This window comes from Pseudomonas sp. LS2P72, assembly GCF_054897865.1.
The window spans coordinates 4802384-4816965 of record NZ_CM142708.1; the positions used below are offsets into that span (position 1 = coordinate 4802384).

The following is a 14582-nucleotide window of genomic DNA, read 5'->3' on the forward strand; positions in this document are numbered from 1 at the left end:
TCAGCCCTTGTCGGCCTTGCCGGCCGCCGCCGCGAACTTCGCCAGACGCACATCCAGATGCCGTGGCCGATGCCCATGATCCTCGGCGCGCTCCTTGCGGCGAATGGCGTTGCGCACCATCAGGGAGCCGAGGTAACGAATCGGTTCCGGTGGAAACAAGCCCAACGGGCCGTTGACCAGAGGCGAACGGGTCCAGGCGTTGTCCAGTCCCTGGACCATCGAGGCGAGAATCTGCCCGCCCATATGACACGGGCCAACCCCGCTGCCGGAGTATCCGAAACCATAAAACACGTTGCCACTGGCGCTCATCTGACCGAAGAACGGCAAACCGGTGACGGAGCGATCAGACGGACCGTTCCAGGTCGCCTCGACCTTGACCTGGGCAAACGCCGGAAAGAACTCGCTCAGGCTGTGCTGCAATAAACCGGCATAGGGCGATGGCTGATCGAACACCGGCAACATTCGCCCGCCATAAGCAAAGGTGTTGCCGCCCTTGCCGAGCATGATTCGGCCGTCCGGCGTGTTGTGGTAGTAGTGCACGAAAATCCGCGAATCGAGCACGGTGACGCCGCTGGTCAAACCGATCTCGTTGAGCAGATCGGGTCGTGGTTCGGTGATCAGCATGTCGCTGGAAACAATCGCCACACTGCGCTCGAACTGTGGAAACGCCCGGGCCATCCAGGCGTTCATCGCCAGTACCACCCGATCTGCACGAATGGTGCCGTTCGGGGTGTGTATCCCCGCAGGCTTGCCCTCCTGCAAACCGGTCATGGCGGTGTGCTCGTGAATCCTCACCCCGAGTTGCAAGGCGACCCGGCGCAAGCCGCGCACCAGCTTGCCCGGCTGCACACTGGCCGCCGCCGGGGAAAACCAGCCTTCCAGATGTTTGCTGGAACCGGCCATGCGTTGCACATCGGCCACCGGTCGTTGGGTGAACGAGTTGATGCCATTGCGCTCCAGCGCCGCGATCACGGCGTCGGTCGAGCCGCATTGGGCGCGGTTGGTGGCGGTGTAGAGCGTGCCGTCGAGGCGGTAATCGGCGTCCACCGCGTACTGTTCGCAAAAGGCGCCGATGGCATGGATGCTGCGCTCCGACTCCGTGACCAATCGCACGGCTTCTTCGACGCCGAACAGCCGTTCAAGGGTGAAGTACTTGGCCGACCACGACAGTGCACAACCACCGTTGCGGCCACTGGCACCGGCGCCGCAGATATCAGCCTCGATCAGCAGCACATCCAGCTCGGGGTTCTGTTCCTTGAGCATGATTGCGGTCCACAACCCGGTGTAGCCGCCGCCGACGATGCAGACGTCGGCGCGGGTATCGCCCGCCAAGGGTTCGCATGGCGCGCAGGACTCGGCCGCCAGCGCCTGTTCCAGCCAGAAAGGTCTCATGGGTCAATCCTTAAGTACGCAGAGGTTTTACGGTGATCGGTTGGTTAGGCACGAAAACGCTTTCGGCACGCAGGCCCGCCGGGCGGCTGTTCCAGTGCGGGATCAGCACCAGGGCCGAAAACAATGCGCAGCCAGCGAAGACGATGAACACGGTGACCGAGTCGAAGTAGCCCGGCAGCAATCCACCGAGAATCGCCCCGACCGAGCCGCAACCGTTGACGAAACCGGCCGCTGTGGCGCCCGCCTTGGCGGTGCCGAAATCGATCGCGGCCGCGCCGCTGATCATCGAGTCCGGTCCGTACAAGGTCAGGCCCATAACGAACAGCAGCGCCACCACCAGCATCACGCTGCCGGTTTGCAGGGCGCCCATGAACAAGGCCAAAGTGACGGTCAACGCCAACAGGCTGAGCACACACGCCGGCATGCGCCGGGCGCCGAACAGTTTGTCCGAAGCGAGCCCCAGCAGAATCGGCCCGAGCAATCCGGCCAGTTCAAACGCGGTCGGAATGATTGCCGCGCCGACCTTGCCCACCGAGGGCATCTGCTCGAAGACGATCACCGGTCCCCAGAGCAGAATCGCGTAGCGCGCCGGTTTCAGCAGAAAGTACGCCAGGCCCAGCACCAGCACGGTGCGGTTGCGCAGAATTTCTTTTAACGGTTCCAGCATGCTGATCTTGCTTTGCGCATCGGCCTCTTGCGCCGTCAGTTGCGGTTCCGGCTCCACCGCCGGCAAGCCAACGTCTTCCGGTTTGTTGCGTTGAAAGATAAAAAACAGCACGGCGACCAGCCCAACCACCGCTGCACTGGAAAAGAACGCCGCATGCCAGGTGCCGATCAGCGTATACGCCCACCAGCCAGCGAACGGCGAAGCCACCAACCCACCAAAGGCGTAGCAGGAACTCCACAACCCCAGCACCCGCCCGCGCTGCTCGGCGGGAAAGAAACTGCCGAGGTTCTTGCACAGCCCGGACCAGCCGGTGGACTGAGCAAACCCTTGAATCAACATGCAGGTAGCGAAGATTGGCAACGTCGCGAAACTGCCCATCACCAAGGCTGCTGCCGCTGAAATCAACAACCCGCCAAACACTACGACCCTTGGGCCAAAGCGGTCGGCCAGGATGCCCCAGGTGAATTGCCCGATGGCGTAAGCCGTGAGGTAGATGGCATCGAGGTTGGCCATGGCCATTTTGTCGAGCATGAAGGTGGGGTCTTCGGCGATCCCCAGTTTTGCCACGGAAAAAGCTTTGCGGGTGAAGTAGAAAGCGGCGTAAGCGAGCCAGGTGATCGCGAAGATCTGCACGCGCCAACGCTTGATAGTGCCGATGTGCTTGTTCATTGTGGTTCTGACCTCAGGGTGTGAGTGTGCCGGCAGAAATTGAGAAATAACGCCTGTTTTTTTATTGTTGAGCACTTCGATATCGCAGCTTCCCTGAGGCGATATCGGTCAGATGAGCCCTGCTATTGCACGCACAGGCTCATGGCCGCCGACGCTGTTCGACTGACCAGTCACCGGGGCTGAGGTGGATAAAAACAATTACTGATTAATAAGTGAAATCGATTTATCGTATTTCCAATATAAGCTCAGCTTGTTACTGGAGGTTTCGATGTCGGTTTCCCACGCCCAGCTCAAAGCCTTCCACGCCGTGGCCGTCCATGGAAGCTTCACCAAAGCCGCCGAACGGCTATTCCTCACGCAACCGGCGATTTCCGACCAAGTGCGCAAGCTCGAAGAACGTTTCGGTGTGCTCCTGTTCCACCGCAATAAACGTTCGGTACGCCTGACGGATCTGGGCGAGCGTTTGCTGAGCATTACCCAGCGATTGTTCGTTATCGAGGCCGAGGCTCAAGAATTACTTCAGGAGTCCCAGGCACTGCAGACCGGCAGTCTGATTCTCGCCGTCGATGCGCCGGTGCATGTGCTGCCGCAGATCGCACGGTTCTGCGAACGCTATCCCGGCATCAGCGTGAAGATCGAAACCGGCAACACCGATGAATCGCTGTTTCGGTTGTTCAACTACCAGGCTGATCTCGCGCTGCTCGGTCGCGATGTCAGTGACGAACGACTGATCTCGCTGCCGCTGCGCAATGACCCGATGGTGGCGTTCGTTTCGCGCAATCATCCGTGGGCCGACCGCGAGTCGATTTGCCTTGCGGATCTGGATGACACACCTTTGGTGCTGCGGGAAATCGGTTCGGTGACGCGGCAAACGCTGGAAGAAGAAATGGCTCAGGCAGGCTTTCGCATTCGCCCGGCGATACAGGTTGAAGGTCGGGAAGCGGCGCGTGAGGCGGTGGTCGTGGGGATTGGTGTCGGTGTGGTATCAGCTGCCGAGTTCGGTGCGGATTCGCGGGTGTGCGCGTTGCCGATTACCGACTGCAAACGACGATTGACCGAGACGCTGGTGTGCCTGCGCGAGCAGAGTTCGCGGCGGGTGGTGGCGACGTTTCTGGAGATGGTTCGCGAGAGTCTGGCATAAGCAGGTCCGGCCTCATCGCGAGCAAGCCTTGCTCCTACAGGAATGGCGTTTCCTCCCGTAGGAGCAAGGCTTGCCCGCGATGGCCGCGCCTCGGTTTATCTGGAAGGTGCTAGTCCAAAAAACGCCTGTATCAAACGCAAATCCCGCCGCCGCTCCATGCAGCCAATCATGTGTCGATTCACCAACCCATCGCCAAGAATCGGCACCGCCACCACCCGCGGGTCATGACTGACCTCCACCGACGATACCACGCCGACCCCCAACTCTGCGGCGACGGCTTCGGTCACCGCCTCGCGACTGTCCAGCTCCAATAACACCCGTGGACTGACCAACGCCGCCGCGCACGCCTCGTCGAAGGTGCGCCGGGTGATCGAACTCGGCTCGCGCAACACCATGATCACCTGATCCAGAGCCTTGAGCGGCACCCCCTTGGACATCTGCGCCCAAGGATGACCGTCGGGCACCAGCGCACAAATCCGTGATTCGCTCAAGTCTTGCAAATGCAGCCCCTTGCGCGGTGCGACTTCGGTCAGCACCGCCACGTCGGCATGCTCCGACAACAACGCCGCCAGGGTTTCCTGAGCATTGCCCAGCCGCAGGTTCACGGTAATGCCGGGATACCGCGCGCGCAAATTGGCGAGCATCGGCATGACCATGTGCGGTCCGTCCGCCGCAACCTCCAGACGCCCAGTCAGCAACTGCCGGTTGGCCTCGAGCATCACCTGCGCTTCTTCAGCCAGACCGAACATCGCCCGGGTGATCGCGGCCAGTTTGGTGCCCTCCTCCGTCAGCTCCACCCGTCGCGCGGTGCGTCGCAACAACGTGATCTGGTAATGCTCCTCCAGCGCCTTGATGTGCCCGGTGACCGCCGGTTGGCTGATGAACAGTCGCGCGGCGGCCCGGGTGAAGCTGCCCTCGCGGGCCACCGCATCGAATGCGCGGAGCTGGAACAGATTCATGAATAACCCTCACTGATGGCTGGCATAACAACAAACAATTTGATTGATAGCTCGGCAAATTGCAATTTAAGCCCCGTAGCTTCATCCCATCGATTGCGAGGACACGAGAATGAGTACCGCCGAACCCATCCTGCTCACCCCCGGCCCACTGACCACATCGGCCCGCACCCGTCAGGCGATGATGGTCGACTGGGGTTCATGGGATGACCGCTTCAATCAACTGACCGCCAGCCTGTGCGAACAACTGCTGGCGATCATCAACGGCGGCGATAGCCACCACTGTGTGCCCCTGCAAGGCAGCGGAACCTTCGCGGTCGAAGCGGCAATCGGCACGCTGGTGCCTCGCGACGGCAAAGTCCTGGTGCTGATCAATGGCGCCTACGGCAAACGCCTGGCGAAAATCTGCGAAGTGCTCGGCCGCTCCTTCAGCACCTTCGAAACCGCCGAAGACGAGCCGACCACCGCCGCCGACGTCGACCGCCTGCTGCGTGCCGACGCCAGCATCACCCACATCGCACTGATTCACTGCGAAACCAGCACCGGGATCCTCAACCCGCTGCCGGAAATCGCCCACGTCATCGCGCAACACGGCAAACGCCTGATCATCGACGCCATGAGTTCCTTCGGCGCGCTGCCGATTGATGCGCAACAGGTGCCGTTCGATGCGCTGATCGCCGCTTCGGGCAAATGCCTGGAAGGCGTACCGGGAATGGGCTTCGTCTTTGCTCGCAAAGAAGCGCTGGCCAATGCCGCCGGCAACTCGCACTCGCTGGCGATGGACCTTTTCGACCAGCACACCTACATGGCCAAGACCGGCCAATGGCGCTTCACCCCGCCGACCCACGTGGTCGCCGCGCTGCACGAAGCCCTGCTGCAATACAACGAAGAAGGTGGTTTGCCCGTCCGGCATCAGCGCTATGCCAACAACTGCCAAGTGTTGCTCGATGACATGGCCAAACTCGGACTGCGCAGCTTCCTGCCCGCCGAGATTCAGGCGCCGATCATCGTCACCTTTCATGCACCGAAAGATCCGCGCTACCAGTTCAAGGAATTCTACGAACGCGTCAAGGCCAAGGGTTTCATCCTCTACCCCGGCAAATTGACCCAGGTCGAAACCTTCCGCGTCGGCTGCATCGGCCACGTCAACCAGGACGAGATGCGCGCGGCCGTGGCGGCGATCGCCGAAGTGCTGCGCGAGATGGAAGTCTTAGAAATCTGATTCACACCGCGATCTAATGTGGGAGCGAGCCTGCTCGCGATAGCGGTCTGACATTCACCCTTGATGTCGACTGACAGGGCCCCATCGCGAGCAGGCTCACTCCCACAAAAGCAGCGCCTCTATTAGCCAGTTGCCACAGGACTTGATCACCATGAACTACGCAAACCCAACCAAGCTGCAAGCCGCCATCCTCGACTGGGCCGGCACCGTGGTCGACTTCGGCTCCTTCGCGCCGACGCAGATTTTTGTCGAAGCCTTCGCCGAGTTCGACGTCCAGGTGTCCATCGAAGAGGCCCGCGGGCCGATGGGCATGGGCAAGTGGGATCACATCCGCACCCTGTGCGATCAGCCGCAAGTCGCCGAGCGTTATCGCGCGGTGTTCGGCCGTACGCCGACCGACGATGACGTCACCGCCATCTACAAACGCTTCATGCCGCTGCAAATCGAGAAAATCGCCGAGCACTCGGCGCTGATTCCGGGCGCATTGGACACCATCGCCAATCTTCGCCAGCAAGGGATCAAGATCGGTTCCTGCTCCGGCTATCCAAAACAGGTCATGGACAAAGTTGTCGAACTGGCCGCCACCAACGGTTATGTCGCCGACCACGTGGTTGCCACCGACGAAGTACCCAACGGCCGCCCATGGCCGGCCCAGGCACTGGCCAACGTAATTGCGCTGGGCATCGATGATGTCGCCGCCTGCGTGAAGATCGACGACACCGTGCCGGGCATTCTTGAAGGTCGTCGCGCCGGCATGTGGACCGTGGCGCTGATCTGCTCGGGCAACGCGCTGGGCCTGGACTACGAAGGTTACCGCGCCCTCGGCAGCGACCAACTGGCCAGCGAACGCAAGCGCATCCACAGGATGTTCGAAGGCTCGCGGCCACACTACATGATCGACACCATCACCGATTTGCCGGAAGTGATCGCCGATATCAACCAGCGCCTGGCCAAGGGCGAGATGCCACAAACCAGCTGATTGCGCCTGTCGCTGCTTAAAAAAGCGCCAGCTCCTGTACGGAACTGGCGCTTTTTTGTGGCCAATCACTTGATCCAGAGCATTGAACGCCCACATAGCCACAGGCAACTCCACCAAAGCGGATTACAGTTAAGGCACACCGTCGAACAAGAACGGTGGCTCGACCTGACCTGTGAGGAACACCGTATGCCCTGGAAGAACTCCGACTCACGCTACAGCACCGTATCGATCACCCTGCATTGGTTGATGCTGGTCCTGCTGGCGCTGGTTTACGCCTGCATCGAATTTCGCGGGATCTTTCCAAAAGGCAGTGGCGGGCGGACGCTGATCGTTGAATCGCACTTTATGCTCGGTCTGACCGTGTTCGTACTGGTGTGGTTGCGCTTGTTCGCGCGCAGCCTGGGCCCGGCACCGCAAATCTTTCCGGCCTCGCCTCACTGGCAGACCGTGTTGGCCAAACTGATGCACTGGGCGCTGTACATTTTCATGATCGCGATGCCGATTCTGGGCTGGCTGGTCACCAGCGCAAAAGGGCACCAAGTGATGTTCTACGGCTTCGACCTGCCGTTGCTGATCGCGGAGGACAAGACGTTCGCCAAGCAGATCGAGGGTTGGCATGAACTCGGCGGCACCATTGGATACTGGCTGATCGGCCTGCACGCCGTGGCGGGGATTTATCACCACTATGTGGTGCGCGATAACACCTTGCTGCGAATGATGCCCAAGCGCGGGTGAACCCCGCCGCTCACTGGAAACCCCGGCGGCCCTGCAAACCGCCGGTATGGATGAAGATCAGGTGCGTGCCCTTTTCCAATCTTCCGGCTTCGACTTGCTGCTTGAGTGCCAACAGGGCTTTTCCGGTGTACAGCGGTTCGAGGGGAATGCCGCTGGCCTGTTCGGTCTGATCGATGAATTCGAGCAACAGCGGATCGACTTTGGCAAAGCCGCCACGGCTGGCGTCGAACAATTCATAAGCGGCGCGATTGTGTAAACCCGCCTCTTGCACAATCGATTCGACCTGCTGCGCCACCCCATGATCGTCGGGCACCGCCAGCGCGCCATACACCGGGTGTTCACCCGCCTCGGCCAGCACCAGACCGGCCAGGGTCGTGCCCGTTCCGCAGGCCAGCCACCAGCCGTCGTAGTCGCTCCAGCCCAGACCGTTCAGTTGCGCGCTGACCATTGTCCTCAGCGGCATGCAACCCTTTGCTCCCGGCAAACCGCCGCCACCTTCCGGCACCGGATGCAGATCCGGATACTGCGCCTGCCATGGCAGCCAGAAATCCGGCTCGTGCCGCGCTCGATAACCGCCATAACCGAGCCAATGCAACTGCATGCCGAACGCCTGCAAGTCTTTCACCGTCGGCGTCTCTTGCGGATGACCGCGCAGCAGGCCAACGGTGCGAAAACCGAATCGTTTGCCTGCGGCGGCCAGTGCATGCAGATGATTGGAGTGGGCACCGCCCAGACTGATGATGCCTTTGGCACCGATCCGGTCAGCGGCTTTCAGATGTTCGATGAGTTTGAACCACTTGTTGCCACTGATCAGTGGGTCGATCTGGTCGAGGCGCAGGATCGCGATTTCGATGCCGGCTGAGGTGAGCCAGTCGAGTTGCAGGGGTTGCAGCGGGGCTTGGGGTAGCCAGTCGTTGGGCGGGAGAAGCATCGATGCCGGCTCTGGGTGAAGAGCCAGCATTCTAGTCGCTCTGAGGACGCCTTCGCGAGCAGGCTCGCTCCCACACTCGATCCATGTCGCACCGAAGATCTACTGTGGGAGCGAGCCTGCTCGCGAAAGCCATTGGCACGCTGAGCCTGCTTATTACAACTCAGCAGCCAACCGGGACCCTTGGTTGATCGCGCGCTTGGCATCCAATTCAGCAGCTACATCCGCGCCGCCAATCAAATGCACGTTCTGCCCGGCCGCCACCAGCCCCTCGTGCAATTCACGTAGCGGATCCTGCCCGGCGCAGATCACGATGTTGTCCACCGGCAGCACTTGCGGCTCGCCAGTTTCACCGATGCGGATGTGCAAACCCTCGTCGTCGATCTTCAGGTACTCGACGCTGTTGAGCATTTGCACCTGCTTGTTTTTCAGACCGGTGCGGTGAATCCAGCCCGTGGTTTTGCCCAGGCCATCGCCGACCTTGGATTTCTTGCGTTGCAGCAGGAACACTTCACGCGCCGGTGCATGGGGTTCAGCCTTGATGCCGGCGACACCGCCGCGCGCTTCCAGATGCGTATCGATGCCCCATTCCTTCCAGAACGCCTCGCGATTCTGGCTGGTGGCCACGCCCTGGTGAACCAGGAACTCCGAGACATCGAATCCGATACCACCTGCACCAATCACCGCGACGCGTTTGCCCACCGGTTTGCGCTCAAGGATCACGTCCAGGTAGCTCAGCACCTTGGCGTTCTCGACACCCGGAATCGCCGGAGTTCTTGGCGCGATGCCGGTGGCGAGAATGATCTCGTCGTAACCGCCCTCGACCAGTTTCGCCACGTCAACACGGGTGTTCAGGCACACCTCGACATGGGTGGTCTGCAGTTTGCGGCTGAAGTAGCGCAGGGTTTCGAAGAACTCTTCCTTGCCCGGCACACGCTTGGCGATGTTGAACTGACCGCCGATTTCGCTGGCCGAATCAAACAGCGTCACCTGATGACCACGCTCGGCGGCCACGGTCGCCGCGGACAGCCCCGCAGGCCCGGCACCGACCACCGCGATTTTCTTGATCTGCTGCACCGGCAGGTAATTGAGTTCGGTTTCGTGACAGGCGCGCGGGTTGACCAGGCAACTGGTCAACTTGCCGCCAAAGGTGTGGTCCAGGCAGGCCTGGTTGCAACCGATGCAGGTGTTGATTTCATCGCCGCGACCTTCAGCGGCCTTGTTGACGAAGTCCGGGTCGGCGAGGAACGGCCGCGCCATGGAGACCATGTCGGCATCGCCTTCGGCCAGAATCTGCTCGGCCACTTCCGGGGTGTTGATACGGTTGGTGGTGATCAGCGGAATGCTCACCGAGCCACGCAGCTTGGCCGTGACTTTGCTAAACGCACCGCGCGGCACTTTGGTGGCGATGGTCGGGATCCGCGCTTCGTGCCAGCCGATACCGGTGTTGATGATGGTCGCACCGGCCTGCTCGATGGCCTTGGCCAGCGTTACAATTTCTTCCCAGCTGCTGCCACCCTCCACCAGATCCAGCATCGACAGGCGGAAGATAATAATGAAATTCGGGCCTACCGCTTCGCGCACCCGGCGGACGATTTCCACCGGCAGGCGCATGCGGTTTTCGTAGCTGCCGCCCCAGCGGTCATTACGGTGGTTGGTATGGGCGGCCAGGAACTGGTTAATGAAATAACCTTCGGAGCCCATGATCTCGACGCCGTCGTACTCGGCCTGTTGTGCCAGGGTCGAACAGGTGACGAAATCGCTGATCTGCTTCTCGATGCCTTCCTCGTCCAGCTCTTTTGGCTTGAACGGGTTGATGGGTGCCTGAATGGCGCTCGGCGCGACTTGTTTCGGGCTGTAGGCATAACGCCCGGCGTGAAGGATCTGCATGCAGATCTTGCCGCCCGCCTCGTGCACTGCGCGGGTGACGATGCGGTGCTTGAGCGCTTCTTCCTCGGTGGTCAGTTTGGCTGCGCCGGAGTACACCCCGCCCTCATCGTTCGGACCAATACCGCCGGTGACCATCAGGCCAACGCCGCCTCGGGCACGTTCGGCGAAGTACGCCGCCATGCGCTCGAAACCGCCGGGCTTTTCCTCAAGACCGGTGTGCATCGAACCCATCAGGGTACGGTTGCGCAGCGTGGTAAAACCCAGGTCCAGCGGGGCCAACAGGTGCGGGTAATGAGCGGCGGCCATCGGTAACTCCACATCGAGCGATCACGGAAAAAGTGCAGGAGCTCTTCGGCCCCCGTCAGTCATGTTGGACAGACTAAGAGCCGCGCCGCCGTCACTCAATGACCGTAACTGACAACTTATTGATCCAAATGTGCAGCGCCCCTTGGCAAGTGCCGGCATGCGCCCTACCCTAGTCGCGAATCCTGCACACGGCCGTTGACTGTTTCCCCATGCGCAAACTTCTGTATTTGACCTTCTCCATGGCATTGATTGCCGCCCTTACGACCTACGCCATGTGGGCCGCGGACCGTCCGGTGGGTCATTACCTGTCGGACCTGCGCATCAACCTCGCGGTCGACCAAGGCACACCCGCCGATCGCGGCAACTTGCTGGGCATCCAGCCCGAACTGTTTCCCACCGACTATCAAAGCCCCGAACGCTTGCACCGCAAGCTGGCGGCCTATATGCAGAAGGCGCAGGACCAGGGCTTGCTGAACGAAAAAACCATCGTCGTCCTGCCCGAACACGTCGGCACCTGGTTGATGGTCAGCGGCGAGAAAGATGAGCTGTACCAGGCAACCACGCTCAAGGAAGCCATGAATTGGCTGGCGGTCAGTAACCCACTGAAGTTCGTCCGCGCACTGATCAGCGCCAAGGGCGAAAAACGTCTGGACGACGCTCACCTGCGCATGAAGGCCAAAGGCATGGCCAAGGACTACCAGGCGCTGTTTGGTGGTCTGGCGAAAGAATTTCACGTGACGTTGGTGGCGGGCTCCATCGTGCTACCCGAGCCCAGCATTATCGACGGCACCCTGAAAATCGGCCGCGGCGCGTTGTACAACAGCAGCGTGGTGTTCGGTCGCGATGGCCGGCCGATCGGCCAACCCCAGCGCCAGATGCATCCGATCTTCGCCGAACATGATGTCATCGCCGCCAATGGCGAGCATACGCTTAACGTCGTCGACACCCCGGCCGGACGCCTGGGCGTGCTGATCGGCAGCGACAGCTGGTACCCGGACAATTACCGCAAGCTTGACGACCAGGGTGCGCAGTTCGTCGCGGTCCCGGCGTTTGTGGTCGGGCGCGGCACCTGGGACAAACCGTGGCGCGGTTACAAGGGGCTGTCGACGCCTGGCTCCGTCAGCCTCAAGGCCGGTGAGCTCAGCGAAGGTCAGGCCTGGCATCGTCTGACACTCACCGCTCAACCGCCCAGCAGCCAGGCAATCGCCGGCATGAGCGTGTTCCTGCGCGGTCAATTCTGGGATCAGGGCAGCGCCGGTCAAAGCTTTCTCAGCAGCAACGGGCAGCAGTTCGCCGACGGCAATGCCCGTGGCGCGCGATTGCTGAACCTCTGGTTGTAACCGATGAAACCGTTGCCGATGCGCCTCGGCGATCTGTCGGTGGGCTTTGTTCATAGCCTGGCCGACGCCGTGCGCAGCCACGGTGCAGACCCTCAGCCGTTGCTCGAACAATACGGCCTCGACGCGGCTCGCCTGAGCGAAGCGAGCGCCCGGCTCTCGATCCCGCGCTACATGCGCCTGGGTCACAGCGCCATTCAACTGACCGACAACCCGGCACTTGGCTTGCGCATGGGTCAGCTCAGTCGCCTGAGCCAGGTCGGCCTGGCCGGGGTCACGGCCGCTCAGGCGCCAACGGTGCGAGAAGCCGCGCGGTGCCTGATTCGCTTCGAAGCCTTGTATGGCTCCAACTATCGTGGTCAATCGAGCTTTCACGAAGACGCCCAAGGTGCCTGGCTGCGGTTTTATTCCATCAGCCCTTACAACGCCTACAACCGCTTTGTGGTGGATTCGATCATCGCTGGCTGGTTGCAGCAATTGTCCAGCATCAGCCCTGCCCCGTTGCGGGCCGAACGCATCGAGATCGAGTTTGAAGATACGGATTACCGCACGGCTTATGAAGTGCTGGGCGACTGCCCGATCCAGTTTGGCTGCGAACACAATCAACTGCGCTTGAGCCTCGCCAGCCTCGCCCAGCGCAACCCGGAACACTGCCCGAGCACTTGGCGACACTTGCTGCAACTGTGTGAGCGGGAACTGGAGCAACTGACACGCACCCGTAGCCTGCGTGAACGCATCACTCAGTTACTGGGGCCATTGCTCAATGGTGGCCGGGAACCCGACCTGGAAGAAGTGGCGGCACGCTTGAAGCTGCCAACCTGGACCTTGCGCCGCAAACTCGCCGAGGAAGGCACGCAATTTCGCGCGATCCTCAATGACACGCGTCGCGACCTGGCCATGACCTACATCCGCGATACCGAACTGGCGTTCGGAGAAATCGCCTACCTGCTGGGCTTTGCCTCAGCCGAAGCCTTTCAACGGGCCTTCAAACGCTGGAGCGGCCAGACTCCCGGCGAGTTTCGCCGCAGTCATCGCCAATCCGCTTGACGCTTACAGCTCGGTAGCGTCTTCGGCCGGTTCCAGCGGGTCCAGTTCAAACGCCTGATACTCGAGCAGCTCTTCTTGATAATCGTCCATTTTGAATCCCCCACAACTCGTTGAAAAAACGCCTGAATAAATGACCAGCGCCCCGAGCATAAAGTGCCCACGTGAAAGAAAAATGACGCAGGCACGCCGCTCAGCAGCTACTTGATAAAACGTAGCAGGCCGTCAGGAATTTATCACAGGATTTTTTCGATACAGGCTGTAGGACAACGGCCTGGGTTGACGCGGCGCTGCGGGATCGGTGTCGTCTGACCCGATCCCGCAGCGTCAGAGCACGATTACTGGCCTGATACAGGGATAGACGAAATAGGCTCGGTAGGTGGAGGCAGATTTGATTGGGGCGGCGGAGTGACCGTTTCTGTGGTCGACGCCGGCTCGCTATTCTCGGCCGGAGCAATCGGAGCGGCTTCAGGCGGCGGTGCAACCGGCTCAGAGGCTGCTGGAGCAGCTTCAGCGGGTGCCGGCGCGGGTTCTGCCGCAGGTGCCGGGGTCGGCGCCAACGAAGCTGGTGCGGCCTTGGCTTCAGGCACGCCGAGATCGGGTTTCGGCTTTTCCTTGATGTGCGCGGCCTTTTTCGCTTCCGGCGGCAGGAACAACTCGACCAGGGTAAAGAACCGCTCGTAGAACTTGGGCGACGATACGGTTTCGCTGGCAACCTTGACCATCGAGTCGTCGGACGAGCCGATCGGCATCGACACAGAGCCCAGCACGCCTACACCAACGCTGGCGGAGTTGTTGGTCTTCTTCAGCGCATAACGGTCTTGCAGGGCGTTGGCGAACACCGTCGCGTGGCGCCCTTCACTGCCATCATCGGCGCAAACCACACTGAAGCTGATCTCCATGTGGGTCTCGCCGGTCTGCTGGAAGCTTTTGTGTCCGCTGACCAGTTTCGGGTCGGAGCTGGTGATGATGTAACCCTGGCTGAGCAACGCCCGACGGGCGGCTTCGCACGTCTGCGCATCCGTCACCGGGTAGCTGCGCGAAAACGTTCCGGAGTCATCGAAATTCTCATGTTCGTAGATAGGGGCTTTCTTCGACGAGCAGCCGGCCGCGGCGGCCAGCACCAACGCCAGCCCTGCAACACGCATGGGAAATGATTTAAACATTGAACATCCTGAGGAAAACGGTCCGGGGCGTATTGTGCAACAGATCGATGCTTAGCGGAGTATCGATTAGTGTCTTAAAACAGTTACAAGTTTACTGACTGTCATTTACAGGAAAAAGTCGCGCGGTAAATACCTCAAGCGACGGGTAAC

General features: G+C 60.8%; 13 protein-coding genes. 6 read left to right on the forward strand and 7 right to left on the reverse strand.

Annotated elements, in window-relative coordinates; translation table 11 throughout:
* Positions 1-1392 carry an FAD-dependent oxidoreductase gene (locus ACYZUA_RS22105; RefSeq protein WP_461960600.1) on the reverse strand — a complete coding sequence of 464 codons (1392 nt, stop codon included), beginning with the start codon at positions 1390-1392 and terminating at the stop codon, positions 1-3.
* 10 nt (positions 1393-1402) lie between these two features.
* The gene (locus ACYZUA_RS22110; RefSeq protein ID WP_461960601.1) at positions 1403-2728 is read right to left on the reverse strand and encodes an MFS transporter; all 1326 of its coding nucleotides are present in this window, start codon (positions 2726-2728) and stop codon (positions 1403-1405) included.
* 268 nt (positions 2729-2996) lie between these two features.
* Here ACYZUA_RS22110 and ACYZUA_RS22115 point away from each other — a divergent pair, with 268 nt between their 5' ends.
* On the forward strand, positions 2997-3869 hold the full coding sequence (locus tag ACYZUA_RS22115) for a LysR family transcriptional regulator (RefSeq protein WP_461960602.1): 873 nt from the start codon (positions 2997-2999) through the stop codon (positions 3867-3869).
* Positions 3870-3964: 95 nt separating this feature from the next.
* On the opposite strand, the gene ACYZUA_RS22120 is transcribed toward ACYZUA_RS22115, so the two are convergent.
* Positions 3965-4828: a LysR substrate-binding domain-containing protein gene (locus ACYZUA_RS22120; protein WP_461960603.1), complete on the reverse strand. Its 864-nt coding sequence runs from the start codon at positions 4826-4828 to the stop codon at positions 3965-3967.
* A gap of 109 nt (positions 4829-4937) precedes the next feature.
* Here ACYZUA_RS22120 and ACYZUA_RS22125 point away from each other — a divergent pair, with 109 nt between their 5' ends.
* The 3 genes from ACYZUA_RS22125 (at position 4938) to ACYZUA_RS22135 (ending at position 7761) form a co-directional block, all read left to right on the forward strand.
* Positions 4938-6047 (forward strand): 2-aminoethylphosphonate--pyruvate transaminase, encoded by a 1110-nt coding sequence (locus tag ACYZUA_RS22125; RefSeq protein ID WP_461960604.1) that lies wholly within the window; start codon positions 4938-4940, stop codon positions 6045-6047.
* A gap of 151 nt (positions 6048-6198) precedes the next feature.
* Positions 6199-7026, forward strand: coding sequence for a phosphonoacetaldehyde hydrolase (phnX, locus tag ACYZUA_RS22130; RefSeq protein ID WP_461960605.1), 828 nt, complete (start codon positions 6199-6201; stop codon positions 7024-7026).
* A gap of 186 nt (positions 7027-7212) precedes the next feature.
* On the forward strand, positions 7213-7761 hold the full coding sequence (locus tag ACYZUA_RS22135) for a cytochrome b (protein ID WP_461960606.1): 549 nt from the start codon (positions 7213-7215) through the stop codon (positions 7759-7761).
* Positions 7762-7771: 10 nt separating this feature from the next.
* On the opposite strand, the gene ACYZUA_RS22140 is transcribed toward ACYZUA_RS22135, so the two are convergent.
* Positions 7772-8692 (reverse strand): 1-aminocyclopropane-1-carboxylate deaminase/D-cysteine desulfhydrase, encoded by a 921-nt coding sequence (locus tag ACYZUA_RS22140; protein WP_461960607.1) that lies wholly within the window; start codon positions 8690-8692, stop codon positions 7772-7774.
* 153 nt (positions 8693-8845) lie between these two features.
* On the reverse strand, positions 8846-10885 hold the full coding sequence (locus ACYZUA_RS22145) for an oxidoreductase (protein WP_461960608.1): 2040 nt from the start codon (positions 10883-10885) through the stop codon (positions 8846-8848).
* A gap of 209 nt (positions 10886-11094) precedes the next feature.
* On the opposite strand from ACYZUA_RS22145, the gene ACYZUA_RS22150 reads away from it, so the two are divergent.
* Both ACYZUA_RS22150 and ACYZUA_RS22155 read left to right on the forward strand, forming a co-directional pair.
* A complete protein-coding gene (locus ACYZUA_RS22150) occupies positions 11095-12225 on the forward strand; it encodes a carbon-nitrogen hydrolase family protein (protein WP_461960609.1) in 1131 nt (376 codons plus the stop codon).
* Positions 12226-12228: 3 nt separating this feature from the next.
* Positions 12229-13269 (forward strand): AraC family transcriptional regulator, encoded by a 1041-nt coding sequence (locus ACYZUA_RS22155; RefSeq protein ID WP_461960610.1) that lies wholly within the window; start codon positions 12229-12231, stop codon positions 13267-13269.
* 3 nt (positions 13270-13272) lie between these two features.
* Here ACYZUA_RS22155 and ACYZUA_RS22160 read toward each other — a convergent pair whose 3' ends face one another.
* Both ACYZUA_RS22160 and ACYZUA_RS22165 read right to left on the reverse strand, forming a co-directional pair.
* Positions 13273-13419, reverse strand: a complete 147-nt coding sequence (locus tag ACYZUA_RS22160; RefSeq protein WP_461960611.1) for a hypothetical protein — start codon at positions 13417-13419, stop codon at positions 13273-13275.
* A 185-nt stretch (positions 13420-13604) separates the two neighbouring features.
* The gene (locus ACYZUA_RS22165) at positions 13605-14432 is read right to left on the reverse strand and encodes a DUF2242 domain-containing protein (RefSeq protein WP_461960612.1); all 828 of its coding nucleotides are present in this window, start codon (positions 14430-14432) and stop codon (positions 13605-13607) included.
* Positions 14433-14582: the final 150 nt, after the last annotated feature.

Bases quoted from the DNA above. Each gene is read 5' to 3' on its own strand.
- ACYZUA_RS22105 (WP_461960600.1), bottom strand. From the start codon at position 1,392: ATGAGACCTTTCTGGCTGGAACAGGCGCTGGCGGCCGAGTCCTGCGCG.
- ACYZUA_RS22110 (WP_461960601.1), bottom strand. From the start codon at position 2,728: ATGAACAAGCACATCGGCACTATCAAGCGTTGGCGCGTGCAGATCTTC.
- ACYZUA_RS22115 (WP_461960602.1), top strand. From the start codon at position 2,997: ATGTCGGTTTCCCACGCCCAGCTCAAAGCCTTCCACGCCGTGGCCGTC.
- ACYZUA_RS22120 (WP_461960603.1), bottom strand. From the start codon at position 4,828: ATGAATCTGTTCCAGCTCCGCGCATTCGATGCGGTGGCCCGCGAGGGC.
- ACYZUA_RS22125 (WP_461960604.1), top strand. From the start codon at position 4,938: ATGAGTACCGCCGAACCCATCCTGCTCACCCCCGGCCCACTGACCACA.
- phnX (WP_461960605.1), top strand. From the start codon at position 6,199: ATGAACTACGCAAACCCAACCAAGCTGCAAGCCGCCATCCTCGACTGG.
- ACYZUA_RS22135 (WP_461960606.1), top strand. From the start codon at position 7,213: ATGCCCTGGAAGAACTCCGACTCACGCTACAGCACCGTATCGATCACC.
- ACYZUA_RS22140 (WP_461960607.1), bottom strand. From the start codon at position 8,692: ATGCTTCTCCCGCCCAACGACTGGCTACCCCAAGCCCCGCTGCAACCC.
- ACYZUA_RS22145 (WP_461960608.1), bottom strand. From the start codon at position 10,885: ATGGCCGCCGCTCATTACCCGCACCTGTTGGCCCCGCTGGACCTGGGT.
- ACYZUA_RS22150 (WP_461960609.1), top strand. From the start codon at position 11,095: ATGCGCAAACTTCTGTATTTGACCTTCTCCATGGCATTGATTGCCGCC.
- ACYZUA_RS22155 (WP_461960610.1), top strand. From the start codon at position 12,229: ATGAAACCGTTGCCGATGCGCCTCGGCGATCTGTCGGTGGGCTTTGTT.
- ACYZUA_RS22160 (WP_461960611.1), bottom strand. From the start codon at position 13,419: ATGCTCGGGGCGCTGGTCATTTATTCAGGCGTTTTTTCAACGAGTTGT.
- ACYZUA_RS22165 (WP_461960612.1), bottom strand. From the start codon at position 14,432: ATGTTTAAATCATTTCCCATGCGTGTTGCAGGGCTGGCGTTGGTGCTG.